At 37.4% G+C, this 25,510-nt stretch carries 26 protein-coding genes and 1 tRNA gene; 23 read left to right on the forward strand and 4 right to left on the reverse strand.

The genetic code is table 11. From position 1 onward, the window contains the following. From EK17_RS03615 to EK17_RS03680, 14 genes are all read left to right on the forward strand, one after another. Positions 1-276 (forward strand): transposase (locus EK17_RS03615; protein WP_035587473.1); only part of this gene is annotated, 276 nt, incomplete at its 5' end. Positions 277-615: 339 nt separating this feature from the next. Next, positions 616-813 (forward strand): hypothetical protein, encoded by a 198-nt coding sequence (locus EK17_RS03620; RefSeq protein ID WP_156957517.1) that lies wholly within the window; start codon positions 616-618, stop codon positions 811-813. Positions 814-884: 71 nt separating this feature from the next. Continuing rightward, a tRNA-Val gene (locus EK17_RS03625) sits at positions 885-959 on the forward strand. A gap of 24 nt (positions 960-983) precedes the next feature. Next, positions 984-2,846: a threonine--tRNA ligase gene (gene thrS / locus EK17_RS03630; protein WP_035587544.1), complete on the forward strand. Its 1,863-nt coding sequence runs from the start codon at positions 984-986 to the stop codon at positions 2,844-2,846. 46 nt (positions 2,847-2,892) lie between these two features. Continuing rightward, entirely contained in the window at positions 2,893-3,384 is a 492-nt protein-coding gene (infC, locus tag EK17_RS03635; RefSeq protein ID WP_051904403.1) for a translation initiation factor IF-3, read from the forward strand. A 9-nt stretch (positions 3,385-3,393) separates the two neighbouring features. Further along, positions 3,394-3,591, forward strand: a complete 198-nt coding sequence (rpmI, locus tag EK17_RS03640; RefSeq protein WP_035587549.1) for a 50S ribosomal protein L35 — start codon at positions 3,394-3,396, stop codon at positions 3,589-3,591. 14 nt (positions 3,592-3,605) lie between these two features. After that, complete coding sequence (gene rplT, locus EK17_RS03645) at positions 3,606-3,947, forward strand: 50S ribosomal protein L20 (protein WP_035587551.1); 342 nt, start codon at positions 3,606-3,608, stop codon at positions 3,945-3,947. Between the two features lie 81 nt (positions 3,948-4,028). Beyond that, positions 4,029-5,054, forward strand: coding sequence for a phenylalanine--tRNA ligase subunit alpha (gene pheS, locus EK17_RS03650; RefSeq protein ID WP_035587554.1), 1,026 nt, complete (start codon positions 4,029-4,031; stop codon positions 5,052-5,054). Beyond that, positions 5,051-7,405, forward strand: a complete 2,355-nt coding sequence (gene pheT / locus EK17_RS03655) for a phenylalanine--tRNA ligase subunit beta (protein WP_035587555.1) — start codon at positions 5,051-5,053, stop codon at positions 7,403-7,405. Before pheS ends, pheT begins: the two co-directional genes overlap by 4 nt. Continuing rightward, entirely contained in the window at positions 7,405-10,185 is a 2,781-nt protein-coding gene (gene ileS, locus EK17_RS03660) for an isoleucine--tRNA ligase (RefSeq protein WP_035587556.1), read from the forward strand. Before pheT ends, ileS begins: the two co-directional genes overlap by 1 nt. Positions 10,186-10,194: 9 nt before the next feature. Next, on the forward strand, positions 10,195-10,806 hold the full coding sequence (locus EK17_RS03665) for a TIGR00296 family protein (protein WP_035587558.1): 612 nt from the start codon (positions 10,195-10,197) through the stop codon (positions 10,804-10,806). Continuing rightward, positions 10,806-11,360 (forward strand): hypothetical protein, encoded by a 555-nt coding sequence (locus tag EK17_RS03670; RefSeq protein WP_035587559.1) that lies wholly within the window; start codon positions 10,806-10,808, stop codon positions 11,358-11,360. Before EK17_RS03665 ends, EK17_RS03670 begins: the two co-directional genes overlap by 1 nt. 172 nt (positions 11,361-11,532) lie before the next feature. Continuing rightward, positions 11,533-11,793 (forward strand): hypothetical protein, encoded by a 261-nt coding sequence (locus tag EK17_RS09340; protein ID WP_156957518.1) that lies wholly within the window; start codon positions 11,533-11,535, stop codon positions 11,791-11,793. Beyond that, positions 11,781-12,089 (forward strand): metal-sulfur cluster assembly factor, encoded by a 309-nt coding sequence (locus EK17_RS03680; protein WP_035587562.1) that lies wholly within the window; start codon positions 11,781-11,783, stop codon positions 12,087-12,089. Before EK17_RS09340 ends, EK17_RS03680 begins: the two co-directional genes overlap by 13 nt. Here the strand turns inward: EK17_RS03680 and EK17_RS03685 are convergent. From EK17_RS03685 to EK17_RS03695, 3 genes are read right to left on the reverse strand one after another with little or no spacing between them, the layout of a single operon-like run. Beyond that, positions 12,072-12,521, reverse strand: coding sequence for a nucleoside recognition domain-containing protein (locus tag EK17_RS03685; protein WP_035587563.1), 450 nt, complete (start codon positions 12,519-12,521; stop codon positions 12,072-12,074). The genes EK17_RS03680 and EK17_RS03685 overlap by 18 nt on opposite strands. Next, complete coding sequence (locus EK17_RS03690; RefSeq protein ID WP_035587564.1) at positions 12,514-12,951, reverse strand: nucleoside recognition domain-containing protein; 438 nt, start codon at positions 12,949-12,951, stop codon at positions 12,514-12,516. Before EK17_RS03690 ends, EK17_RS03685 begins: the two co-directional genes overlap by 8 nt. Next, positions 12,938-14,029, reverse strand: a complete 1,092-nt coding sequence (locus tag EK17_RS03695) for a mechanosensitive ion channel family protein (RefSeq protein WP_035587565.1) — start codon at positions 14,027-14,029, stop codon at positions 12,938-12,940. Before EK17_RS03695 ends, EK17_RS03690 begins: the two co-directional genes overlap by 14 nt. Positions 14,030-14,111: 82 nt before the next feature. Here EK17_RS03695 and EK17_RS03700 point away from each other — a divergent pair, with 82 nt between their 5' ends. The 9 genes from EK17_RS03700 to EK17_RS03740 all read left to right on the forward strand — a co-directional run bounded on the left by EK17_RS03700 (position 14,112) and on the right by EK17_RS03740 (position 23,326). Further along, on the forward strand, positions 14,112-14,309 hold the full coding sequence (locus tag EK17_RS03700; RefSeq protein WP_035587571.1) for a sulfur carrier protein ThiS: 198 nt from the start codon (positions 14,112-14,114) through the stop codon (positions 14,307-14,309). Continuing rightward, a complete protein-coding gene (locus EK17_RS03705; RefSeq protein ID WP_035587574.1) occupies positions 14,306-15,193 on the forward strand; it encodes an ATP-binding protein in 888 nt (295 codons plus the stop codon). The genes EK17_RS03700 and EK17_RS03705 overlap by 4 nt, the downstream gene beginning before the upstream one ends. Continuing rightward, complete coding sequence (priA, locus tag EK17_RS03710; protein WP_051904404.1) at positions 15,194-17,107, forward strand: replication restart helicase PriA; 1,914 nt, start codon at positions 15,194-15,196, stop codon at positions 17,105-17,107. It abuts the gene before it with no gap. A 48-nt stretch (positions 17,108-17,155) separates the two neighbouring features. Beyond that, positions 17,156-17,356: a 30S ribosomal protein S21 gene (gene rpsU, locus EK17_RS03715; RefSeq protein ID WP_035588039.1), complete on the forward strand. Its 201-nt coding sequence runs from the start codon at positions 17,156-17,158 to the stop codon at positions 17,354-17,356. 22 nt (positions 17,357-17,378) lie between these two features. Beyond that, positions 17,379-18,962: an NFACT RNA binding domain-containing protein gene (locus tag EK17_RS08970; RefSeq protein ID WP_051904405.1), complete on the forward strand. Its 1,584-nt coding sequence runs from the start codon at positions 17,379-17,381 to the stop codon at positions 18,960-18,962. Continuing rightward, positions 18,949-19,470, forward strand: coding sequence for a CvpA family protein (locus EK17_RS03725; RefSeq protein WP_035587575.1), 522 nt, complete (start codon positions 18,949-18,951; stop codon positions 19,468-19,470). Before EK17_RS08970 ends, EK17_RS03725 begins: the two co-directional genes overlap by 14 nt. 3 nt (positions 19,471-19,473) lie before the next feature. Continuing rightward, a complete protein-coding gene (locus EK17_RS03730) occupies positions 19,474-20,844 on the forward strand; it encodes a M23 family metallopeptidase (RefSeq protein ID WP_035587577.1) in 1,371 nt (456 codons plus the stop codon). Between the two features lie 75 nt (positions 20,845-20,919). Then, positions 20,920-22,179, forward strand: coding sequence for an MATE family efflux transporter (locus tag EK17_RS03735; RefSeq protein ID WP_035587579.1), 1,260 nt, complete (start codon positions 20,920-20,922; stop codon positions 22,177-22,179). Next, a complete protein-coding gene (locus EK17_RS03740; protein ID WP_035587581.1) occupies positions 22,163-23,326 on the forward strand; it encodes an amidohydrolase family protein in 1,164 nt (387 codons plus the stop codon). The genes EK17_RS03735 and EK17_RS03740 overlap by 17 nt, the downstream gene beginning before the upstream one ends. Here the strand turns inward: EK17_RS03740 and flgE are convergent. Then, positions 23,316-25,499: a flagellar hook protein FlgE gene (flgE, locus tag EK17_RS03745; protein WP_035587585.1), complete on the reverse strand. Its 2,184-nt coding sequence runs from the start codon at positions 25,497-25,499 to the stop codon at positions 23,316-23,318. The two genes, EK17_RS03740 and flgE, sit on opposite strands and share 11 nt — an antisense overlap. Positions 25,500-25,510 lie beyond the last annotated feature (11 nt).

Genomic DNA, 25,510 nt, shown 5'->3' on the forward strand with positions numbered 1-25,510 from the left:
CAGGAAGGTCTTCAAGATTCTCTACAATTTTACTATTTTCCGCAAATAGATAAGCGAAAAATAAGTTCAACCAATGCATTGGAACGCATAAATGAAGAAATACGCAGACGTTCAAGGGTAGTGTCTATATTTCCATCTAAGGAATCGTATTTGAGGCTTATTGTGTCATATTTGATGGAATACACAGAAGATTGGTTGGCCGAGAGAAGTTACATACATCCACAGAAATTACAGGAAGTTATGGATAAATTCCAAGACCGGTTTAAGGTAGCATAGGGAATGTTTATAAATGCTTACCGAGAAGAAAATTGCGAAAGAAAATTGACAGGATCCATACCTCACCTCTTGTTTAATGATTTTTTTTGTAAGATTTATGTGCATATTAGATCGGCGGTGAACGGGATGTTGGTGTTGTGCATATTTTGGTGCACAGATAAACTACCACTTCAGACCTCCTTTTAGGGCAATTTTTTAATGATTAACGAGCAAGTTCTTCACTGTTTTTAGACGAAATATCTGCCGTTTCTGGACAGCTAAAAAATAAATTTGCTGTGTCTATTTAAGTGGTTTGTTGCGTTTTATTTAGTGAATAAATTTGAAAAAGTGAACTGTAAAGTGCTGATAAGGTTTCTTTGGAAAACCGTTTACTTTGTTTTGCTATTAACTGGCTATACATTTGTAGTTATATTCTATCTGTTTATTAATTTTGGTGATATTGCCGGTAGTTACTATGGTGGAATGTTTAATAATCTTGGTGAGAGTTTTGATAGCGGCATGAGATCTTTTTTTGATGATAATAATAGCTACTTTTAGACTTTTGTATTGACAATGCATCCAATACACTTGACAATTTGGCGTTAAAATGATAACTAATCCCAGCATTTGGGCGCATAGCTCAGGGGGAGAGCGCTTGCTTGACGCGCAAGAGGTCAGTGGTTCGAAACCACTTGCGCCCACCATTTTTTTATTTATGAGGCGTGATAATGAAGCTTGATAAAGGAACAAATCTCCTTGAATATGTAAAGAAAAACAAACTAAAGGATATTGTTGCGGCTAAAGTTAACGGTAAAGTTGTTGACCTTGATATCACTCTTGATTCAGACAGCGATGTGGAGTTTATCGATGTCAACTCAAAAGAGGGGCTTGATATATTAAGACACTCTGCAGCACATATTATGGCACAGGCGATTCAAAAACTGTTTCCCGATGCTAAGTTTGCAATAGGGCCTGCTATAGAAAACGGCTTTTATTACGATATTGATGTGGGTAGAACGCTTGGTGAGGATGACCTCAAAAAAATAGAAAAAGAGATGAAAAAAATCGTTGGGGCAAACTATCCATTTAAGCGAAGGGAGTTGTCAAAACAGGAAGCTGTAGAGTATTTTAAACAAAAGGGCGATGAATATAAGGTTGAAATAATAGAAGATATTGACGATGATGTTGTTAGTTTTTATACGCAGGGCGATTTTACAGATCTATGCAGGGGGCCACACATTCCATCAACAGGTTATTTGAAGTATTTTAAGCTTTTAAGTGTGGCTGGAGCGTATTTTAAAGGTGATGAAAACCGCCCGATGTTGCAACGTGTCTATGGTGCTGCATTTGCAACAAAACAGCAGCTTGATAACTATCTGAGGTTTCTTAAAGAGGTTAAAAAGAGGGATCACAGAAAGTTGGGTAAGCAACTTGATCTATTCAGTATAACCGATGAGGTTGGGCCCGGTTTGATTATCTGGCATCCAAAGGGTGCAATGTTGAGGTATTTGATAGAGGATTTTGAACGCAAAGAGCATCTAAAGAGGGGTTATGAATTTGTTAAAGGCCCTGAAATTTTAAGGACCGATTTATGGAAGAGAAGCGGTCATTTCGATCATTACAGAGAAAATATGTATTTTACAGAAATCGATAATCAAAGCTTTGGCATAAAACCGATGAACTGTTTGGGTCACATAATGGTATATAAATCAAAAAAACGCAGCTATCGTGAGCTACCTAAAAGATATTTTGAATTGGGTGTGGTTCACAGACATGAGAAAAGCGGTGTTTTGCATGGTTTGTTGAGGGTTAGAGAATTTACGCAGGATGATGCGCATATCTTTTGTAGACCCGATCAGCTTAACGATGAGATTATTGGTGTTTTAAACTTTGTGCAGGATGTTATGGGTCTTTTTGGTTTTGAGTATGACCTTGAGATCTCAACAAGGCCTGAGAACTCAATTGGAACGGATGAGCAGTGGGAGCTTGCAACAAACGCCCTTATTAACGCTCTTAAGTCCACTGGCAAAAAGTATGATATTAACGAAGGCGACGGTGCCTTTTATGGTCCAAAAATAGATGTAAAACTAAAGGATGCAATAGGCAGAAGCTGGCAGTGTGCTACAATTCAGTGTGATTTTACCCTGCCAGAGCGTTTCAATTTAACTTATATCGATGAGGATGGTAAAGAAAAACAACCCGTGATGGTTCACAGGGTCATTTTGGGTTCTATAGAGCGGTTTATAGCTATCCTGATTGAGAATTACGAAGGTGATTTTCCTCTGTGGATTGCGCCTGTTCAGGTGCGCGTGATTCCAGTTAGTGTAAAACATGAAGAGTATGCAAATAAGGTTTATGAGAGATTGAAGGATTCAGGTGTAAGGGTGGAGTTTGAGTCGCGTAATGAGACTCTATCAAAGAAAATAAGGTTTGGTGAAACAGATAAAATTCCATACCTCGTTATTGTGGGTGACAAGGAGATTGAAAATAACAATATAGCTGTTAGGAAACGCAAAGAGGGCGATCTGGGCTGTTTTAGTATAGATGAGTTTGTGAAACATATAGAGGAAGAAGTTTCAAGCAGGAGGTGATGCTATAAGAGGCGATTTCAGAATCAGGAGAAAGGAAGTTCCGCCAATTAATGAGAATATAAAGGCGGATAAGGTAAGGTTAATTGCTGAAGATGGAAAACAGGTAGGCGTTGTATCGTTTAATGAGGCTTTAAGAAGAGCCAAAGAAGCTGGTTTAGATTTAGTGGTTGTATCTCCCAATGCGGATCCAATTGTCTGCCGCATCATGGACTATGGGAAGTATAACTACGAAAAACAGAAAAAGCAGCAGAAGAGTAAAAAGGCTCAAAAGACGATTAAAGTCAAAGAGGTTAAGTTAAGACCAAGAATAGCTGATAACGACTACATGACGAAGTTAAAAATGGCAAGAAGTTTTTTAGAGGCTAAAAATAAGGTTAAGTTTAATATCTTTTTGCGCGGCAGAGAGATAGATAAAAAGGAACTGGTGGATGAGCTTATAGAAAGGCTAAAATTGGATTTAGCAGACCTTGGCAATATAGAAGGCAAGGTTGATCGCCAGGGTAGAAGGGTAGTTGTGTCGTTTGTACCAAATAAGTAGGAGGAAGCAATGAAACTCAAAACAAGAAGGGCGGCTGCAAAGAGGTTTTCTAAAACAGCCAAAGGGTATTTCAAGCATGCAAGGGCTAACAAAAGCCACCTTTTGTTTGATAAACCAAGAAAAAGAAAGAGAAACTTAAAAAGGCCTAACTATATCAAAAGCGGTCAGCTTCATCACAATCTAAAAGAATTGATGCCGTGGGATTGAAAGGGAGGTAGAAGTTGAGAGTTAAGACGGGTTTTAAAAGAAGAAGAAGACATAAGAAAATTTTAAAGCTTGCAAAAGGTTATTATCAGAGAAGGCATTCTACATATAAAAATGCAGAGGAGAGTGTTAGAAGGGCTTTAGCTTACGCCTACAGGGATAGAAAGGTAAGAAAGAGAGAGTTTAGGAAGCTGTGGATTGCAAGGATCAATGCCGCTGTAAGGGAGTATGGCTTAAGCTATAGCAAATTTATACATCTTTTGAAGGAAAAGGGTATAGAGTTAAATAGAAAAATGTTAAGTGAGCTTGCAATTAGAGAGCCAGAGAACTTTAAAAAACTTGTTGAAAGTGTAAAATAAGAATATCTAATTTTTGCAACTAAAAGATGCGAAATGCTGCCATAGGCATTTTCGCATCTTTTTTCATTTTTGGGAGTCGCCATGGAAAGAATTAAAGAAGAGTTTGATAAGCTTTTGGTGGATGTTAAAGATCAGGAATCTCTAAAGCAACTAAAGGCAAGGTTTTTGGGTAAAAAGGGCAGGGTAAGTGAGCTGTTTAAAAACCTCAGAAATATTGAACCACAAAAAAGAAAAGAATTTGGTGCCAAAATAAATGAGTTAAAAGAATATATTGAGCAAAGACTTAACGAGAAGCTTTTGGAGATTAAACAAAAACAGAAAGAGGAATCCTTAAAAAAGGAAACAATAGATATTACGCTTGATGGTAGAGGTATAAACTTTGGTGGCATCCATCCCATTACCCTAACTATAATGGAGATTGAGGAGATTTTTTCATCACTGGGTTTTGGTGTAGAGGTGGGACCTGAGATTGAATTGGATCTGTTCAATTTTGAGCTGTTGAATATACCAAAAGAACATCCTGCAAGGGATATGCAGGATACATTTTACATAAATGATAATGTGGTTTTAAGGACCCATACATCGCCAACACAGATCAGGGTTATGAAAAGACAACAACCACCTGTTATGTTTATATCACCTGGAAGGGTTTATAGGCGCGACTCAGATATAACCCATTCCCCTATGTTTCATCAGGTTGAAGGTTTGCTTGTTGACAAAAATATTCGCTTTTCTGATTTAAAAGGTGTTTTGAGTGGATTTTTGAGGCGTTTCTTTGGCGATGTTCCTGTGAGGTTTAGGCCAAGCTATTTTCCTTTTACAGAACCATCAGCCGAGGTTGATATTGGATGCATTATCTGCGGTGGAAAGGGTTGCAGGGTTTGCTCATATACAGGATATTTAGAGGTTTTAGGTTGCGGCATGGTTCATCCCAATGTGTTGAGAAATGGAGGATACGACCCGGATATTTACAGTGGTTTTGCATTTGGTTTAGGTGTAGAGCGTTTTGCCATGCTTAAATATGGAATAGACAATATAAAACTTTTCTTTGAGAATGACTTGAGGTTTCTTGAGCAATTCTCATTGGCAAAGGGTAGGTTGTTATGAGGGTTTCATACAGATGGCTTAGAGAATTTATCGATTTTGACTATGATGCGTATACTTTGGCAGATAAGCTAACAATGATGGGTCTTGAGGTAGATAGCATAATGAGCATACCGACCTGGGATAGTGTTGTTGGTGAAGTCATAGAATTAAAAAAAGACTCTAATTTAGCATACTGCAGTGTTGATATCGGTGGTAAAACGATAAACATAGCAACGGCTGATAAAACAGTTGAGGTTGGTGAGAAATTTGGTGTTGTAGTTGCTGGTGGTAGTGTTGGTGATAAAAGCATTGAAAAGAGAAAATTTGGAGAGTTTATATCTGAAGGCATGTTTTTGTCAGCCGAGGAGATGGAGTTAGAGGAAAGTTCAGATAAGCTATTCAGGCTGGATAAAAGCTTTGCAAACGGAACAAAATTAAAGGATTTAGATGAATTTAACGACCATATCATAGAGATAGAGCTTACACCCAATAGGGGTGATGCTTTGAGTATTTTAGGTATTGCAAGAGATGTTAAGGCTCTGGCTGGCAATGAAATAAAGCTACCCAAGATGGAATTTGATTTAATTGATAAGCATATAGATGAGTTTATTGCGGTTGACATTGAGGATAAAAATGGTTGCCCGAGATACACGCTTGCAATGGCCGATATTGATATTTTTGAATCGCCGTTTTTTATGAGAATGAGGCTGCTTAAAAGCGGAGTGCGATCAATAAACAATATTGTTGACATAACAAATTATGTGCTTTTAGCTTTGGGTCAGCCGCTTCATGCTTTTGATTATAACAAGCTAAATGGTGGTATTATTATAAGAAAGGCAAAGGATAATGAAAAGATAACCGCTCTGGATGGGAAGGAATATAAGCTTGACAGAAGCATGACTGTTATTGCAGATCAAAATACACCTGTTGCTATAGCAGGTGTTATGGGCGGTGAGTTTTCAAGTGTGGATGAGAAGACAAAAACTGTTGCACTTGAGAGTGCTTTTTTCGATCCTGTTGGTGTCAGGCTAACGGCACGAAAGCTCAAACTCCATACAGAATCTTCTCATAGATTTGAGCGAGGGGTTGACCCCAACTTATGCAGTCTGGCATCAAAATACGCCCTTTCCCTTATGCAGAAATATGCAAACGGTAAAATTTATAAAGGATTTATAGATAAAAAGGTGCGCCAGTTTGAACCAAAGAAGGTTATTGTAAGTTTTGATGGCATAAACAGGTTGCTTGGCAGTGAGTTTTCATCCAGTGAAATTGTTGATGTTCTTGTTGGTTTAAACTTTGGTGTTGAGCAGGTTGACCAGAAAAAGGTAGAGGTGCAGATTCCTACCTACAGGTTTGATATAGATGGTGAGGCGGATATAGCAGAAGAGATTGCACGCATTAAAGGATACGACTCTATCAAAGAAACAATGCCTGTTACTACAACCTACTACAAACAGAAGGATGAGATAGAGAGGATTTCAGAAGAGGTTTTGATACTGTTAAGCCATATGGGTTTATTTGAAACAAAAAATTACTCTTTTGTGGATGATAAAAAGCTTAAGATTTTTGATAAAAACGAGGATAGATTTGTTTATTTAAAAAATCCTTTAATAGATACGCAGAATGTAATGAGAACAACGCTGCTTGTTGGTTTACTTGATGCGCTTTCTTTAAACATCTCACGCGGCGCAAGAGGTGTGCCTGTTTTTGAGGTGGGCAGGGTTTTTTATAAAAAGGATAATTTTGCAGAGGAGTTTGTAAACGCTGGATTTTTACTGTGGGGTAGGGCGCAATTTGACTGGTTTGAGCATAATAGATATTTTGATTACTACGATGCAAAAGGTATTGCAGATGCTGTTTGTGCCCTGATTGGCATAAAGCCCTCTTTTGTTCGCTCAAAAAGGCCGTATATACATCCAGGCAGAAGTGCGGATTTGATGTATGATGATGAAGATATAGGCTATATTGGAGAGCTGCATCCCGATATTTACGATTTATACGATATAAAATTTGATAAAAGATCCCGTATTGTGGCTGGCGAGATAAACTTAACAAAACTTTTATCTATAAAAAATGAAACATTAAGATACACCCAGCTGCCAAAGCTTCCAACCGTATACAGGGATCTGTCTGTGGTGGTTGATACTAATACAGATGCCAACAGCCTAAAGGATTTCATCGAAAAACAGGATTATGTTTATAAAGTGGCGCTGTTTGATGTCTATAAACTTGAGGATGGTGTTAGCTTGACATTCAGAATAGTTTTAAGAAACGATGAGGCTACCTTTACCGATAGTGAGATTGAAAATATAATTAAGGGAATATATAACGGCTTAAAAGAAAAATTCGATGCAAAACTCAGGGGGGAATGATGGATTATAAGGATACACTGCATTTACCCAGAACAGATTTTCCAATGAAGGCTAACCTTGTTAAAAAAGAGCCCTTGATGCTTAAGCAGTGGGATGAGATGGATATCTACCATAAGATTCTTGAGGATAGAAAATCAGCTAAAAGTTTTATTCTGCATGATGGCCCCCCTTATGCCAATGGACATATCCATATGGGGCATGTGCTAAATAAGGTGCTTAAAGATATAGTGATAAAATCGCGCACGATGATGGGTTATAGCTGTCCGTATGTGCCTGGCTGGGATTGCCATGGATTACCTATTGAGCATAACATAGAAAAAGAGATAGGCAGAGCTAAAAAGGATTCCATGCCCAAAAGCCAGTTCAGACAGATGTGCAGAGATTATGCAAGAAAGTATATAGAGATCCAAAAAGATGAGTTTAAACGCTTGGGTGTATTTGGCGATTGGGATAATCCCTATCTAACAATGGATTTTAAATACGAAGCTGATACATTAAGAGAGCTTGGAAAATTTGTCGAAAAAGGGCTTGTATATAAACAGAAAAAGCCGGTTTACTGGTGTTATTCCTGTAAAACCGCTCTTGCTTTGGCTGAGGTTGAATATCAGGATGATGAGTCTGACTCGATATATGTTAAATTTGACTTCATCAGTGATTTGGGTAGCGAGGATAGGCGTTTTTTGGGTATGGGTATATCTGCGATAATCTGGACGACAACGCCATGGACATTGCCAGCCAACCTTGCCATTGCCGTTCATCCTGATTTTAATTACGCCTTCGTTAAAGTTGCAGACAGGCATGCCTATCTTGTTGCTGAGAAGCTGGTAAAACCTTTGATGGAAAAGTTTTCCATAACAAGTTATGAGGTTATTAAGGTTGTAAAGGGAAAAGAGCTTGAGGGATATATTACTGCTCATCCGTTTTACGATAGGGAATCAAGAATTATTTTGGGTGAGCATGTAACGCTTGATGCAGGCACAGGTCTTGTTCATACTGCACCCGGCCATGGTGAAGAAGACTACATAGTTGGCAGCAAATATCACCTGCCTATTTATTCACCGGTGGATGATGATGGAAGATTTGATGAAGATATAGAATTTTTTGCCGGCATGCATGTGTTTGATGCAAACAAAAAGGTGATAGAGATTCTTAAAGAGAAGGATATGCTTGTTAAAGAAGAAAAAATCGTCCACTCATACCCGCATTGCTGGCGCTGTAAAAGCCCGATAATATTTAGATCAACAGAGCAGTGGTTTATAAGCGTCGATAAAGATGGTTTGAGGAAAAAAGCTTTAGAAGAGATAGATAATACAAAGTGGATTCCATCCTGGGGCAGGAATAGAATCTACTCGATGATGGAAACCCGCCCCGATTGGTGTATCTCAAGGCAGCGTGCCTGGGGTGTTCCGATTGCTTTATTTAAGTGCAAGAAATGCGGTAGAGTGCAGTTTAAAAAGGAGCTGATAGACAGAGTTGCCGATAAGATAGAGGAGTTTGGAGCTGATGTCTGGTTTGAAAAGGATGCTAACTTCTTCTTACCTGAAGGCTACAGGTGTGAGTGCGGTAGTGAGGAATTTGAGAAGGAAAACGATATTTTGGATGTATGGTTTGACTCAGGTGTTTCACATGCAGCGGTGCTTGAAAGAAGAGAGGAGTTAAGCTGGCCAGCCGATATGTATCTTGAAGGCTCAGATCAACACAGAGGCTGGTTTCACTCATCGCTGCTTGAGTCTGTAGGAACACGCAATAAAGCGCCTTATAAATCGGTTTTGACGCATGGCTTTGTTGTTGACTCAAAAGGCAGGAAGATGAGCAAGTCGCTTGGCAATGTGATTCAGCCAGAAAAGGTTATAAAAAAATATGGAGCAGAGCTTTTGAGATTGTGGGCTTCGGCAACCGATTATAAAGAGGATGTCAGGCTCTCTGATGAAATAATGAAAAGGCTTGTTGATAACTACCGCAAAATCAGAAATACAATAAGGTTTCTGTTGGGAAATCTATACGATTTTGACTCATCAAAGGCTTTAAACTACGATGAACTTGAAGAGATAGATAAGTGGGTGCTTGCAGAGACAGAGCTTTTGAAGGAAAAACTGCTTAAAGCTTATGAGGATTACGACTTCCATGTTATCTACAGAAATATGACAAACTATTGTATCCTGGTGCTTTCAAGTTTTTATCTTGATATTTTGAAGGATAGGCTGTATTGTGAGAAAGAGGATTCAAAAAAGAGGCGTTCGGCTCAAACGGCAATGAGTGAAATTTTGAAGGTAATAGTGTTCTATATGGCCCCGATTCTGTCATTTACAGCAGAAGAGGCTTACGGTTATATGGAAAAGAATAAAGAGAGTGTGCATCTTGAGGAGTTTGTCCCACTGAAAGCTGAGTTTAGAAATGAACATTTAATAGAAAAATTCTCTGAATTGAGAAAGCTAAAGTCAGCTACGGATAAAGCATTGGAGCTTGCAAGATCAGAGAAGTTTATTGGCAATTCATTAGAAGCCAAGGTTTTTGTTGATGTGAAAAGTGATAAGTTGAGAAAAATAATAAAGGATATGAAAGAAAAAGACCTTGCCGATATCTGTATCGTTAGCCAGTTTGAGCTTGGCAAAACCGATAACTATCTTAAACGCTATTTTGATGAGGAGACTCAGATTGAGGTATTTGTGTCAAAGGCAGAAGGTGCTAAATGCGAGCGATGCTGGAAGTATTCTCAAACGGTGGGCAGTAATCCAACGCAAGAGCCCATTTGCGATAGGTGTTATAGTGTTGTTCATTGAGGTGAAGCTATGGAGTTGAGTTTAAAAGAGGGTGAGTTTCTTGTAAGACTTGCACGCAGAGCCATTGAGCATTATTTTGAAACGGGAAAGTTGCTGGAAAAACCTAAAGAATATCCACAGATTTTTAATGAGGAGCGCGGGGTTTTTGTTACACTTAACACCTATCCACAGAAACAGCTAAGGGGATGCATAGGATACCCGCTTGCCGTTGCGCCGCTTATTGATGCAGTTATAATGTCTGCCTTGTCGGCTGCATTTGAAGATCCAAGATTTAATCCACTTGAAAAGTTGGAGCTTGACAAGGTTGTTGTTGAGGTCACAGTGCTTTCTAAAATGGAACTTTTAGATAAGAATATACCCTATGAAAGACAGATTAAGGTGGGCAGAGACGGTCTCTATGTGGTTTGCGGTGCAAATAGCGGTTTGCTTCTGCCTCAGGTGCCTGTTGAGTGGAACTGGGATGAGGTGACATTTCTTGCCAATGTATGCCATAAAGCAGGATTGGAATACACCTGTTATAAAAATAAGAACTGCAATTTCTACAGGTTTAGTGGTCAGATCTTTGAGGAGGAGTCTCCAAACGGCAGGGTTGTAGAGAAGAAAATTGAGGAGGTTTTGTGATGGAGAATATTTTAAAGTTTTACAAGGATGAATTGGTAAAGCAGGTTGATGCAAAGAGGGTGGAAATAAACAATGCGCGCAGTGCAGATGAGATCGTTGAAAAGATAAGAGAGGATCTATCCACCATTGGAAGAAGCCTGCTTTCGAAGATGTTTGTTGAACTAAAAGGCTATGTGGAAAACAATAAGCCAGATTTTATTGAAAAAAATGCAGATAAGTGGAATGAGATATTGGAAAAAGCAAAGGCTTTAACGGAATATGGGCTCTATGTTGCACCCATCGATATTCTAAAAGACGCAGAGGGTATAAAACCTGCTTATGTAGGTGTGGGTGCATTTGCTTTAGCGGCTTTAACAAGCAAATTAACCACAAAGAAATTTAGACCGTTGCTATCTTTGGTTGTGTCACTTGCAGGTAGCGTTGCATACTCAACCTTTTTTGGCAAAGATGAAAGGGACGAAAAAGAATTTCTGCTAAAATATGTTGATGATGCCTATGAATGGATAAAAACCGCACTTGAGAATATGTATAAAGTATTCCAGGATGCCGTATAGACGAATCCTACTACTTTTTGTAGTATTGTTACTGGCCTCATGTAGTGGAGGGGGAATTAAATATCCCTCTCCCCATGCCGTTTATCTGAATAAACAAACACCTCATATAAGCAGAAGTAAAAAGATAACAAAAATAGTTGTTAAACATACAGAATTTTGCTCGATATTTTATATGATAAAAAAGGGTAAAGTATATATTGCACAAAGAAAACTAAAAAAACTTGAAAACAGTAAGCTTTCGGCTGATCAATACGCCAATGTTTATGCCCTGCTTGGAGTGATAAACTTTTTAAAACATGGAGATTACAGGGATTATGCTGAAGTTTCTGTTGCCTATAATTTAAAGAATAATATTGCCGTTTATCTTTTAAGCAAAAGACCTTCTAAAAAAAGGCTTTTTTACATTACAAGGGAGTATCTATGCAAACATTAAAAGAAAAGATATTGGAGAAACTTAAAACAATCTATGAGCCGTGTTTTCCTGTTGTTGATATTGTGAGAATGGGTTTGATTTATGGTATCGATATTGATAAGGACAATAATGTTAAAATAACAATGACGTTTACATCGCAGTTATGTCCTGCAGCTGTTAGGCTTCAAGAAAAGGTAAAACAGTTAGCCCAAACTGTTGAAGGTGTAAATAGTGTTGATGTTGTGCTAACATTTGACCCGCCATGGACTCCAGATAAACTCTCAAAAGAAGACAGAGAGCTACTTGGCTATATTTAGTTTGTTTTTAAAATAGATATAAAATAGATATGTCATGATTGTGGCTATAATAATCCGCGTAAAAAGCATATAAAACCCATTTGCTCCAATAACGACAAAAACAAGTGTATCTTCTATAACCGCATGGCACATGGAAAGATACACTGCTGTTAATAAAACATCCAATTGAGTGAGTTGTTTTTTTTGGCTTTGTGCAATTAATATTCCTGAGCCGTATGTAATGCCTAAGAAGATGCCTGTTAACATGGAGATGCTTGCCTGTTTGGAAAATCCAAGTGGTTTTAGGAATATATGTAAGAAGTCCAGCAGTTTTGCAAACCAGCGGCTGTTTTGAACAAACTCATAAGCCACCATTAGAGGAACTATGATAAGTATAAGTTTTATCGAAAGCCTAAGGCTGCCTGTGAATGCATGTAGCAGTGCCTCAGCCATAAACAAACCTCAAAAATTGGTAGAGTAAAAATCCTGCAATAAGAGAGACAGATATTCTAAAAACTATGGTGAAAAAGGGATTTGTTCCTGTTTTGTGTAATACTGCAGCTTCCACTATCAGGTTATGGGCAATACCGTTCATTAAACCAAGTATTGTTACCTGCTGCCATGTCGGATGAAGCGGTGCAACTGCTGCTATTGCTGCATAAAGATTAACAAGCCATCCGCTTATTAAAGCTACGGCCATCTTGCCTGTTAGACCAAAAAGATGCATAAAGGGCGCTAAGAATTTACCTATTGTGTTTGCTACCTGCGTATTTATCAATAGATCCACAGCTATATAAAACGGCACAATGGTTTTTATCAGTTTAATAGAAACATCAAGACCGTTTTTAATACCGTTTATAAGATGCTCTTTAGCTTCCTGCATTTTTCTCTATATAGATAGACATCGACGGAAAGGCAAATTCTATATTTAAATCTTCAAGGATTTCCATAATTTTTAGGTTTACATCCTCTCTGATTCTTAGATACTCACCCCAGTTTGCTGTTTTTGTAAAACAGTAGATAAAGATATTTAAGGAGCTGTCTGCAAACTCTGTAAAATAAACAAGGAGTGTATCGTTTTGAGAGATCTCTGGATGGTTTTTTAACATCTCTCTTATTTTTTCTACGGCTTCTGATAGTTTTTGTCTTGGTGTTGAATATGTTATGCCTATTTTGTATGTAATTCTTCGAATCTGTCTGCGGGAGAAGTTTTCTATAGCTGTGTTGGCTATAATTGAATTTGGCAGTGAGATTAAGGATTTTTCAAAAGTTCTTATGCGTGTGCTTCTAAAACCGATATCCTCAACGATGCCCTCTGTGGAGCCAATCTTAACCCAATCGCCTATTTTGAACGGCCTGTCTAAAATAATTGTTAAACCGCCAAACATGTTGGCAAGTGTATCTTTTGCTGCCAGTGCCACAGCAAGACCACCTATACCCAGACCTGTTATTATTGCTCCAATGTTGTATCCCCATTGCTGTACTATCAAAACAAACCCTATAATAACAATGGATGTTTTTATAAATTTATTGAAAAACGGGACAAAGCTTAAGCCAATTTCAGAGTTTTTCTTTCTAAAAAAGCTTTCCATAGCCCTTGAGAATATGTTTTCTGAACGATATGCAGCCCAGCTGAGCGTTAATATGATGAACGATACAAGGATTTTTAAAGCCAGGATATTGGCTGTATAACCTAACTTTAAAGTCAAAAATGCGATGTAAAAACTAATGATAGTAAGTAGAAACTTAAGCGGTGGTTCTATAATTACAACAATTTCATCATCAATTGATGTTTTTGTTTTCGATGCAGCTTTTTTTAATACACCAAAGAGGATTTTTACGCCAATATTCCTTATAAGAAGCAGGATGAATAAAACAAAAAGAGCAAGCAATAGGTTTTTGATTGAAATACTTAAGAATGTTTCATTAAGCAGTGTCTTTAGATTGTGCAGCGTAAACATGCTATATTTGTAAGGTTAAAGCAACTTTAAGTCAAGAAATTTCTGTTGACTTTTTTTTGATATGCAGCACAATTATAAAGCTATGGTTGAGGTTTATTTAAGGGATAGCAATAAAACGATAGAGATTGAATCACCAATCAGTGTAGGAAAACTGTTAAAGAAACTTGGCTATATGCCTTTTGAGGTTTTGGTGATTAAGAATGATAAACTTCTTACAAGGGATGTTATTTTAAAAGATAAAGACAGGGTAGAGATTAGAGAGGTGTATTCAAAGGGATGAAATGTATAAAGTGTAAAAAAACAGCCGAGGTTGAACTCAAAAGCCATAATGCGGCCTTCTGCAGGGATTGTTTTGTTGAATTTTTCAAAAATCAGGTTATAAAGGGCATAAAAAAGTTTAAGATGTTTACAGATAAAGACAAACTGCTTGTTGCTGTCTCTGGAGGCAAGGATAGTTTAACCGTATGGCATGTGTTGAATGAGCTTGGATATAAGGCTGATGGTTTATTTATCGATCTGGGTATAGATGGCTTCAGTGAAGTAGCTAAAAAGACAACTGAGGCATTTGCAGAGAGGCTTTCGGCTAAATTAATAGTGGTGGATTTAAAAAAAGAGGGGCTTGCCATACCGGATGTTGTTAAAAAAACAAGACGGGTTGCCTGTGCGGTTTGTGGACAGATAAAGAGGTATTACTTCAATATGACTGCACTGAAATATGGTTATGATGTTTTGATTACCGGACACAACTTGGATGATGAGGTAGGCAGGCTTTTTTCCAATGTTCTTCACTGGAAGATGGAATACTTAAAGGATCAATCTCCCCTTTTGCCTGCTGAAGATGGGCTTGCAAAGAAAGCCAAGCCTTTATGGAGATTGACCGAGTTTGAAACAAGCGTTTATGCTTTTTTTAATGATATCGATTATGTATCTATCAGCTGCCCATTGAGCAAAAACGCTACATTTAGAAGCTACAAAAAACATCTAAATGAGATAGAGTTTGACTCACCTGGCACAAAGATCGACTTTTATCAGGGTTTTCTAAAGAATATGTTACCTGTTTTATCTAAAAAGAATGAGTCATCAATAAAAAACAGATGCAAAATCTGCGGTTATCCCACTTTAGCTGATGTTTGCGGCGTTTGCAGGCTAAAGGGCCTTGATTAGATGTTTTTCTATGAAGTGTTGTTCAATTTAGCTATAAATAACGGTTTTATTTACCATTCAGATATTGAACTTGAAGTAGGCAGGCGTGTTGTTGTTGATTTTAAGTCAAAAGAGAAGATAGGGGTGGTATGGAGAAAAGCTAAAAAACCCGATTTTGAGACAAAACCGATTATTAACATACTTGATGATTTTGCCGTAGTTGATCAAGAACTCTATGAAACGATTGACTTTTTTTCATTCTACTATATGACAAAGAAGGGTTTGATGCTTAAATCGGCACTTCCAGCGTATCTATTTTATAGCAAAGAGAGCTGTAAACTTAACAGGCACGATTTTAAAGTAAAGATAACGCCTCCAAATTTTGAGTTGAGTAGATATCAAAAAGAAGCTATCGAGGGTATAAAGCTTGGTAGTTTTAATGTAAATCTGCTCTTTGGTGTGACAGGTAGCGGTAAAACGCAGGTTTATCTTGCTTTGATAGAGAAGGTTTTGGGTGAGGGCAAAAAAGCTGTTGTCCTTGTTCCTGAGATTGCATTGACACCACAATACATTGATATTTTTAATAATAGATTTGGCGATGGTGTTGTTGCTTTGATTCATTCTCGCCTGACGAGAAAACAGAAATTTGAGAACTGGCTGGACTTTGTTTCAAATAAAAAACCTGTTTTGATAGGCACCCGTTCGGCTGCCTTTGTGCCGTTAAACGGTGTGGGTATTATTGTAATTGATGAGGAAAACGATGAGTCGTATAAGCAGGAAAATCAGCCGTTTTACAACGCCAAAGATGTGCTTATATACAGGGCAAATAAACATAAGATTCCTGTTGTTTTAAGCTCTGCAACGCCTACCTGTGAGAGCTATTTTAAAGCTAAAAATGGAAAATTCAATCTCTTCAGGCTTTTAGAAAGGGTTGGTTCAAAACATCTACCTACAGTTGAGTTTGTAAAACTCAATGGTGCAGAGCTTTTTTACGATTATACGATTAAGGCTATTGCTGAAACGATAAACTCAAATAGGGCAGTGGCGGTATTAATCAACAGGCGTGGTTTTTCAAAATACCTCGTATGCAAAAGTTGTGGTTATATATTTCGATGCCCTAACTGTAGCGTTTCCTTGAGGTATCACAAAGAGGATCAAAAACTGAAGTGTCACTGGTGTGAGTCGATCTATGATTTGCCTGAAAAATGCCCAAAGTGCGGGTCGATTGAGATAGCAGCAAAAGGCTATGGCACCCAGAGGGTTTTTGAGTATTTGCAGAATATATTTAAGGATGCAAGACTTCAGCGGTTTGACAGGGATTCAACATCCAGAAAGGGAAGTTTTGAAAAGATCTTGACCGATTTAAGAAATGGTAAAATCGATATACTGATTGGCACGCAGATGCTTTCTAAAGGCCATGATATCTCAAGAATCGGGCTTGTGGTTATTGCAAATTATGAATCTTTATTTATGGTTGAAGATTTCAGGGCGTTTGAAAGGGCTGTATCGCTTGTTATTCAAACTGCTGGAAGAAGCGGAAGATTGGAAGATGGAAGAGTAATTATTCAAACCCAGCTTGATGAGCCACCATTTTATGAAATTGTTAAAAAACACGATTATGAGGCGTTTTTAAATCAGGAAATAGAATCGCGCAAATTGTTTAGATATCCACCTTTTAGCCGTATTATCAGGATAGTAGCAAGGTCTACAGACAGCTCAAAAGCAAGAAAGCTTGCAGACTCTATAAAGGAAAATTTGAGCGGCCTGGATTTTTTGGGACCTGCAAAATGTCCTATTTTTAAACTGAGAAATTTTTATCGCTACCATATTATCATAAAAAGTAGCAATATTTTAAAGGATATTGAATATTTGAGTAAAAATATAACATTGAAAGATGGAATCTATTTTGACATTGACCCTGTTAGCTTTTTTTAGTATAATGAGCTTTGGTAGTAATAAATTTTTGAAAGCGGGGTGATTTTTTTGCCGGGCGTTATTGTAAGGGAGAATGAGAGTTTTGAGGAAGCCCTTAAGCGCTTTAAAAAACAGTGTGAAAGGGCGGGAATTCTCTCTGAAATCAAAAAGAGAGAAAGGTATGAAAAGCCCAGCGAACGCAGGAAGAAGAAGGCTTTAGCAGCACGGAAAAAACTTCTGAAACGCCTCAAAATGATGAAAAAGAGGTAGCCTGGGGGCTGCCTCTTTAGTCATGAATCACTACTTATTCAAGCATTCAATTATTAAGATAAAAAATCTATTTTTAAACAGAAAGTTAACCTCTATTAAATCTCACAGCAGGACGCTGTTTAGTTTTGCATTTGAATCGATTGATTATTACATTTTTGTTGACCTATCCTTGAATAATAGCTTTATCTATCCATTCAAAAAACGACTATCAAGAACCCAGCAGGAGCCGCCATTTGTTGTTTTTCTAAAGAAAAAACTTGTAGGTTTGAAGTTAATCGATGTCATTCAGCAAAACTCAGAAAGGATCGCTGTTTTTATGTTTGAGGATGTAAGGGATCATATAAGAAATAGGTTTAAGCTAATTTTTGAGATAATGGATAGAAATACCAATGCTATAGTTACAGATCAGGATAATGTAATTATACAGCCCTATCATTTAATAGACAGCAGGGGTATATTTCCAAAGAAGGTTTATCAGCCATTTAATGAGAATATGCCCGATTTGCTTGTAGATGATAGAGAGCTTTTGCTAAAGAAGTTTATCCACGGGGAGGATATTTTAGGTTTTGGTGGCAAGCTAAGGCGTCTTATTAACGGCAAAGAGGAGTTTTTAAAGCTTATAGATGTTGTAAGAAGCAGCTTTCACAGAGGGGATAGAACACTTTACCTCTATCCAAAAAATATTGTTTATCCATTTTTTATCAAAGGTGCAATAAGAGAAGTTGGTGATGATTTTTTGTTTGATTTATACATAGAAAAACCTATGCGCAGGGAGTTTTATAATAAAAAAAACAACTTAAAAAGGACACTTCAAAAGAGACTGAAATCCTTAAAAAAAAGGCTCATAAAGGTTGAAGGTGAGCTAAAAAAGGCAGAGAATTTTGATCAATATAGAATTTTTGCAGAAAATCTGCTTGCCCATCCAAATCTAAACACAAACTATAAAGATTTTGTTGAACTAAATGATATATATACAGCTGAAAAGATCACAATTCCGCTTAATCCAAAGTTAAGTTTATTTGATAATGCGCAAAACTACTATAAAAAATATAAAAAAGCCAAGAAGGCTATAGCTTTGATAGAAAATAGAAAGAAACAGACAGAAGAAGAGATATCGTTTTTAGAGCAGCTGATTTTTGATGTGGAAAATGCTGTTGTTGATGATGAGCTTGAGTATATTAAACAGATAGCATACGAGCATGGTTTGATTTTATCAAAGCCCAGACAGAAGCCATCTAAGGAATATAAACCATATGAAAAGATCACAATAGATGGGTTTGATGCCTACATTGGTAGAAATGCCAAGGGAAACGATATAGTTACGATGAGGCTTGCTAACAGGGATGATGTGTGGTTTCATGTAAAAAATATACCTTCTGCCCATCTTGTTGTGAAAAATCCATCAAGGTTGCAAACACTGCCTGAGAGTGTTAAGATGGAGGCTGCAAGAATTGTTGCATGCAGAAGTAAGGCAAAAGATGGTGAGAAGGTAAGTGTGGATTTTACATCTGTTAAAAATGTTAAAAAACCAAAAGGTGCAAAGCCAGGCATGGTGATATATTCAAATTTTAAAACCCTGCAGGTGAAGAAAAATGGGTGTGGTTGATATAGTTTTTGGTATTTTTTTGCTTGTGCTTGGATTAAGAGGCGTTTTGAGGGGCTTAATAAAGGAGGTTTTTGGGCTTGCAGGTCTTTTTGGTGGTATATTTGCAGCAATGCTATTTGCTAAAAACTTTGGAAGGGTAATTAGTTCGCATATTACTATTTCACCGGCTATCGCCTATGCATTTGCATTTTTCGCCATTTTTATCGTTGTTTATATTGTTTTGCTTGTTGCGGGATTTGTCATATCCTCTATAGCTCATAAGATTCAACTTGGATGGATAGATAGGGGTTTTGGTTTTTTATTTGGACTCCTGAAGGGTGCAGTTTTGATCGCTGTTGTTGCGTTTCTGCTTGAATCGTTTCCTTTTTTGAAAGGTTTTGATGTGGAGTTAAAGCATCGTTCTGTTATTTACTCAGCCATTGAAAAAGGCGTTAATAGACTTGAAGTTGCAAGGTATCTACATCAGCTAAAACAAAAATCCAATTCTAAAATAACAGGAGGTATATAGATAATGCGCAAGGGTAGGGTTCTTTTTGCGCTAATAATATTTTTTGGTTTAATCTATGCTGTTTATCAATATACACCTATTTTTAAGCCAAACACCATTGAGATTGTTGTTAAATCACCAAAAGCCTACTTTTCAGCAAATAAGACTGTTAATATAGCAATTTCTGATAAGACTGCTCCAATTAAAAGCATAAAGGTTGAACTTATAAGTATGAACACGACGATAAAACTCTTTGAGAAGCAGTTCAACGAACCACTTGTTAAACAGTTTGATGTAAATTTTAAACCCAACAAGGTTATCCCTCAGGGCAAGGCTGTTTTTGTTGTAAGCGTTGAGGATTATTCAAAAAGCAATTTTTTAAATGGCTTTAAGAAGGTTGTTCAATTTCCCGTATTTGTTGATTCAACCCCTCCCAAGGTTATTCTTTTAAGTGGCGTGTCACGGATTAAGATTGGTGGTGCGGCTCTGGCTATTTTTTATGTCAAAGATACCAATCTGAAGGATGTTTATCTTGGCGTCTCACGCGATGGCGTTGTGGATAGATTCAGGGCATATAATGCGCAAACTATATTTGGAAACCCCAATGTCTATTTAAGTTTTTTCACCTATCGTTTATCGAAATTAAAAAACTATTCAACAAATATCTATGCAACTGATGAGGCGGGTAATTTGACGATTGTTCATGTGCCTGTGTTTTATACTACACCTAAGATTAGAACAAGCAGGATTAATATAACTGATGAGTTTATCAAAACAAAGGTAATGGCGATTTTAGAGCATGAAGGTATTCCTAAAAAAGAGACACTGTTGGGTGATTTCCTGTATGTTAATGATATTGTAAGAAAGCAAAATTATGCAAAGGTTAAAGAGATTTGCTCAAAAAGCGAGTCTAAAATCCTGTGGAAAGGTAGATTTAGTCAGCTGTTTCGCTCCGCAGTTACTGCAACATTCAACGATAAAAGGTTTTATTACTATAAAGGTAAATTGGTTGATGTTAAGTATCATAAGGGGTATGACCTTGCAAGTGTAAGGAATGCCAGAGTAAATGCTGCAAACTCAGGAAGGGTTGTTTTTGAAGGCTATCTTGGAGTCTATGGTAATACGATGATTATAGATCACGGTTTTGGCGTGTTTTCTTTATATGGACATCTGCAGAGTTTTCTTGTGTCTGTGGGCAGTTATGTGAAGAAAAATCAATATGTTGCTATCACAGATACAACCGGTCTTGCAGGTGGAGATCACCTCCATTTTGATGTTGTTGTTGATGGATATTACACAAACCCTGTGGATTGGTGGGATTATCACTGGATAAAGGCACATATTCTCAATGTTATAGATGAGGCAAAAACGCGTCTGTCTTTGCTTAATCAATAACCTTTAATGTTTTTTAAAAAGGTTGATCCAACCAGCGAACCATTATTAAGAGTCATATTCTTTTTATCCATACCTATGATACTTGAAATGGTTGCACAAAATGTTTTCAACTTTGTGGATATGTATTTTGTTTCACGAATCTCGGATAGCGCAATAGGTGCACTTGTTTCATCCAGTATAACCGTAATGGTTGTGTTTTCGTTTTCCGTTGGCGTTTCTACTGCTTCGGGGATTTTTATTTCAACCTACTGGGGTGGAAAAAAATATACCCGTGCTTTTTATCTTTACTCTAATGGGTTTTTCTTTAGCTTCTTGTTAGGTGTTTTTTTTAGTGTTGTTTTTGGAATTTTTCTTACCAATATTGTTGATTTAGTAGGTTTAAGAGGTCAGACAGCCTTTTTTGCCAAAGAGTATCTTGGTATAATTCTGTTTGGTTTTCCTGTGAGTTTTTTGTTTTCATTTAATAATTCTACGCTAAGAAGCATTTCTCTTCCATCTTTTGCGCTGAAGATTATGGTTTTGAGCAATATTTTAAATATTATTTTTGATCCGTTGTTTATTTTCTATTTTGGGATGGGTATAAAGGGTGCAGCTTTATCCACAGTTTTATCGGTGTTTATCGGTATTTTTATTCAAACAAGGATGCTTGTTGGCAATGGGTTTTATATAAAAATTGCCCTTAAGTATAAAATCATAAAAAAGATTGTGCAAAAAGGAGTTTATTCAACACTTCACTTGCTTTATAGAATCACAAGTATGCTTGTTTTGATTAGAATTGTGGGTATGATTGCCCAGAATGCCATATCTTCCTACTCTGTAATTATCAGGATTTATCAGGTTTTATTGTTTATTGTGTTTGGCCTTGCCAATACAGCTTTTGTTATAGCAGGTCAAAACTACGGCGCTAAAAACTTTGATAGGGTTAAAAAGGGTGTTTTTAGCGTATTGGTTGTAGGTTTTGTTGTTATCGGATTGCTTGATATGACTTTATATATTTTTAAAGACAATGTTATAGGTATATTTGTAAATGAACTTGATGTTGCCTCATTAGCCAAAAGGGTTTTGTTTTTTTACTTTATCAGCTATCCTTTTGTGGCTCTTGCCACTATTTCTGCAAGAAGCAGTATGGCTTTGCATGATACAAAAAGACCCAGCCTGATAAATCTTGTTAATCTTTGGTTTTTTATGATACCGCTTGCTTATTTTTTGAGTAGAAAAATGGGCCTTGATGGTGTGTGGATTGCCATTGCTATCTCTAACTTTACAAATTTTTTGGCTAACTTTGTGTTGTTTAATTTTAATCTAAAGAGGGTTTATTATGAAATTAATAGTTAGCGATTATTTGTTTGATAAAGAAAAGCTGTATGACGATAGAGCCGTAGTTATGCATAAAAATAATGTTGTTGATGTGGCAACATTTAGAACGCTAAAGAAATGTTATCCAGAGGCAAGAATAGAGGAGTATTATGGAGGTGTTCTGTTTCCGGGATTTATCAATGCCCACACGCATATTGAGTTAAGCAATATGAAGGGTAAAACTAAAGAAGGAGAAGATTTTGTTGCCTGGCTAAAATCGATAATGAAAAACAAAGCCGCAACCGCTTCAGGGGGTCAAATTAAAAAAGCTATTTTTAAGCTTAAAAAAAGCGGCGTGGGTGCTGTTGGTGATATATCGAACACACTTAAAACTGCATTTTATCTTAAAAAATATATGCCAGAAAGCGTACTGTTCTGGGAAAACTACTCTTTGCTTGAAAATAAAGCAAAGCAGAAAATAGAAAAAATAAAAAAAAGCCTATTTCTTTTAGACATGGAAAAACCAAAGCTACGTTTGAGTCTGCATGCGGTTTATTCAACCCACCCATGCCTTGCAGAATTTATATGCAATCACTACAAAGCACCTTTGAGTATCCATTTTCTTGAAAGCAAATACGAGGAGATGTTTTTAAAAAGGCAGGGCGGATTATTTGGTTTTTTAAAAGAGGCAGGGTTTATAGAAAATACAAAGATTTATTCTGATATCTGGGATTTTCTGAAAACCACTAAATGCTTAAAACCCAAAACGATCTTTGTTCATTGTGTTTTGTGTAAAAAAAGGGATTTAGAAAAGATAAAACTGCTTGATGGCAGTGTATGTTTATGTTTACGAAGCAATGAGTTTATATCAAAACAATTGCCTGATGTTTATGCTATTTTAGAAAGTGGCATAAATGTAGCGATTGGCACAGACAGCCTTGCAAGCAATAAAAATTTGAATTTCTTAGAAGAGCTTTCATTTATATACGAAAGATTCCCTTTAGTTGATCCAGAGGTTATATTTAAATGGGCAATTGATGGAGGCGCAGAGGCTTTGCAACTTTACTGGGGATTTGTTAAAGGAGCTAAAGCATATCCGGTTTTTATACCCTCAACGGTTTATCACCCTTTGAGGTCAATTTTGGAAAAAGAGGAGGGGAGAGCTCCCCTTTTGGTTAACGCTTAAGGTTTAGAAGCTCTTGAATCATCTGATCGGATGTTGTGATGCTGCGTGAATTGGCCTGAAATGCCCTTTCGTAGATAATCATATTGGTAAACTCTTCAGCTAAATCAACATTACTCATCTCAAGATGGCTGGGTGCAAATGTGCCTCTTCCGCCTGTACCTGCTGTTCCTATTAGAGGTGCTCCTGAGTTGGCTGTTTCTGAATACATCGATCCACCTTCTTTCATCAAACCGCCGTTGTTTGCAAATTTTGCTAAACCTATCTGGGCAAGTGGATAGCTTTTACCGTTTGAGAATATACCTATTATAACACCATCCTGATTAATCATAATTCTTTGCAGACTTCCACCTGGGTATCCATCCTGAGTTTCTGCTGTTGTTTGTGATGGCAAAGAAAACTGCGTTAACCCATCAAATGTGCCGATATCGCCAAAATTCAGGTTAATGACCTGAGAGGCTGTGCCGTTTTTCCAGTCAACAGTTATGGCAAGAGGGCTTGATAAATACACTAATCTTCCTGTTTGATCAAATTGAACAATACCGTTATCGTTTGACACACTACCAGGTGTGGGTACAGTTGCCTTCCAGCTCCAGGTTGTATGTTTTGTGACAGGATCGTAAGATGCCTTTCTAAATGTAAATGTAACTGTATGCTTGTTACCTAAAGAGTCGTAAACATCGATTGATGTTGTATGAACAGCAGCTTCAAACGGCTGACTTGCAACCTTGCCTCCACTGTTTACAAGACCCGATAATGTGCCCATTATTGTGGCAAACTTGATGTTGTTTGAATGTACAGCACCAATTACATGATCATCGGTTGAATTGTTTTGTATAACAATCTCACCTGTTTTTGGATCAACCTTTACCCATGTTGATGTATCTGAAGGTAGCGTCCATCCCCCACCGTTGCTATGACCCTTTATGTCATACTCAATCTCTGCCCTTAAATCCTCAATGGTATGAAAAACATTATTTCCAACCACTCCATCGGATTGATCATATCTGTAGCTGTTATAGTTTGCTCCTCCATCGTAACTCATGGCTATAACATCACCGGGTGAGCTTAAAAATGTAGTGGTGGTTCGAGATTTATTTTGATATATTCTTGCGCTTCTTCCCTCTCCATCCTGCAGGTTTATTAGTGCGTGTTTTAGATAGCCATTTAAGTCGTTTATAGTTGTTATATTCCCAAGAACAATATAGCTTGCGTTGTTGTTTACATCTGTGAGTTTTATTTCACCGTCATCGGTTGTAATGCAACTTACAACGGTTGATCCAAAAGCTGCACTTGCTGCATTTCTTATAGCCGAGGCAAGGCCTCCCAGGGTATTGAATTGTGTGTTTGTAGATGGTGTTGTTGAATAACTCACAGTAATTGTATGTTTAACTGAACCTAATGTTATATCCAGTGAAACCTGTGCACCACTGGATAGTTGAATCTGATGTCCATCAATATCATACAGACTACTGAAATTTGTATCGTTTGCAGCAAATTGAGCTATCTGTTTACCTAAATTCAGTGCCTCGCCGTTTACATCAAATAAAACGGCCATATCATCCGGTGTAACGGTGTTGTTGTTTTCATCAACTGTTCCTCTTGCTGGGGCCATCTCCTCTATATGGTCACCACCATTTAGATTTGCCTTTATTGTAATATTTTTTGTTATACCTGCAGGCACCGTTTTATCCTGTGGAATTACTAAGTTTTCTATACTTGCTGCTGTGTTTATTTTGTGTGTTTCATCATTTGCCATCCATCCCTGAACAATGTAGCCCTCTGGATTTACAAGGTTGCCATCTGCATCAAATGAAAAATCTCCAGCTCTTGTATATCGATAGGTTTTTCCGCCATCATCACTAACGATGAAGAAACCATCACCCTGAATGGCAAGGTCTGTTGTCTTTGAAGTTGCCTGAAGACTGCCCTGAGAAAAGATATTATCAACAACTGCAACTGTGTCTCCTAATCCCACCTGTGTTGCATTTTTGCCGCCTATATTGCCCTCAGGTCCGGTTGCAGCAGAAAGGGTTTGTGATAAGACATCGACAAATGTAATTCTACCCTTCTTAAAACCGATTGTGTTAACATTTGCAACATTGTTACCCACCACATCCATGGCTTCCTGCTCAGATTTTAAACCAGAAACGCCACTCCATAACGATCTAAGCATAACCTACCTCC

Source organism: Hippea jasoniae (assembly GCF_000744435.1).
In the GTDB taxonomy this organism is placed as follows: Bacteria; Campylobacterota_A; Desulfurellia; order Desulfurellales; family Hippeaceae; genus Hippea; species Hippea jasoniae.

Bases quoted from the DNA above. Each gene is read 5' to 3' on its own strand.
- thrS (WP_035587544.1), top strand. From the start codon at position 984: ATGAAGCTTGATAAAGGAACAAATCTCCTTGAATATGTAAAGAAAAAC.
- rpmI (WP_035587549.1), top strand. From the start codon at position 3,394: ATGAAACTCAAAACAAGAAGGGCGGCTGCAAAGAGGTTTTCTAAAACA.
- pheS (WP_035587554.1), top strand. From the start codon at position 4,029: ATGGAAAGAATTAAAGAAGAGTTTGATAAGCTTTTGGTGGATGTTAAA.
- pheT (WP_035587555.1), top strand. From the start codon at position 5,051: ATGAGGGTTTCATACAGATGGCTTAGAGAATTTATCGATTTTGACTAT.
- ileS (WP_035587556.1), top strand. From the start codon at position 7,405: ATGGATTATAAGGATACACTGCATTTACCCAGAACAGATTTTCCAATG.
- EK17_RS03665 (WP_035587558.1), top strand. From the start codon at position 10,195: ATGGAGTTGAGTTTAAAAGAGGGTGAGTTTCTTGTAAGACTTGCACGC.
- EK17_RS03670 (WP_035587559.1), top strand. From the start codon at position 10,806: ATGGAGAATATTTTAAAGTTTTACAAGGATGAATTGGTAAAGCAGGTT.
- EK17_RS09340 (WP_156957518.1), top strand. From the start codon at position 11,533: ATGATAAAAAAGGGTAAAGTATATATTGCACAAAGAAAACTAAAAAAA.
- EK17_RS03680 (WP_035587562.1), top strand. From the start codon at position 11,781: ATGCAAACATTAAAAGAAAAGATATTGGAGAAACTTAAAACAATCTAT.
- EK17_RS03685 (WP_035587563.1), bottom strand. From the start codon at position 12,521: ATGGCTGAGGCACTGCTACATGCATTCACAGGCAGCCTTAGGCTTTCG.
- EK17_RS03690 (WP_035587564.1), bottom strand. From the start codon at position 12,951: ATGCAGGAAGCTAAAGAGCATCTTATAAACGGTATTAAAAACGGTCTT.
- EK17_RS03695 (WP_035587565.1), bottom strand. From the start codon at position 14,029: ATGTTTACGCTGCACAATCTAAAGACACTGCTTAATGAAACATTCTTA.
- EK17_RS03700 (WP_035587571.1), top strand. From the start codon at position 14,112: ATGGTTGAGGTTTATTTAAGGGATAGCAATAAAACGATAGAGATTGAA.
- EK17_RS03705 (WP_035587574.1), top strand. From the start codon at position 14,306: ATGAAATGTATAAAGTGTAAAAAAACAGCCGAGGTTGAACTCAAAAGC.
- priA (WP_051904404.1), top strand. From the start codon at position 15,194: ATGTTTTTCTATGAAGTGTTGTTCAATTTAGCTATAAATAACGGTTTT.
- EK17_RS08970 (WP_051904405.1), top strand. From the start codon at position 17,379: ATGAATCACTACTTATTCAAGCATTCAATTATTAAGATAAAAAATCTA.
- EK17_RS03725 (WP_035587575.1), top strand. From the start codon at position 18,949: ATGGGTGTGGTTGATATAGTTTTTGGTATTTTTTTGCTTGTGCTTGGA.
- EK17_RS03730 (WP_035587577.1), top strand. From the start codon at position 19,474: ATGCGCAAGGGTAGGGTTCTTTTTGCGCTAATAATATTTTTTGGTTTA.
- EK17_RS03735 (WP_035587579.1), top strand. From the start codon at position 20,920: ATGATACTTGAAATGGTTGCACAAAATGTTTTCAACTTTGTGGATATG.
- EK17_RS03740 (WP_035587581.1), top strand. From the start codon at position 22,163: ATGAAATTAATAGTTAGCGATTATTTGTTTGATAAAGAAAAGCTGTAT.
- flgE (WP_035587585.1), bottom strand. From the start codon at position 25,499: ATGCTTAGATCGTTATGGAGTGGCGTTTCTGGTTTAAAATCTGAGCAG.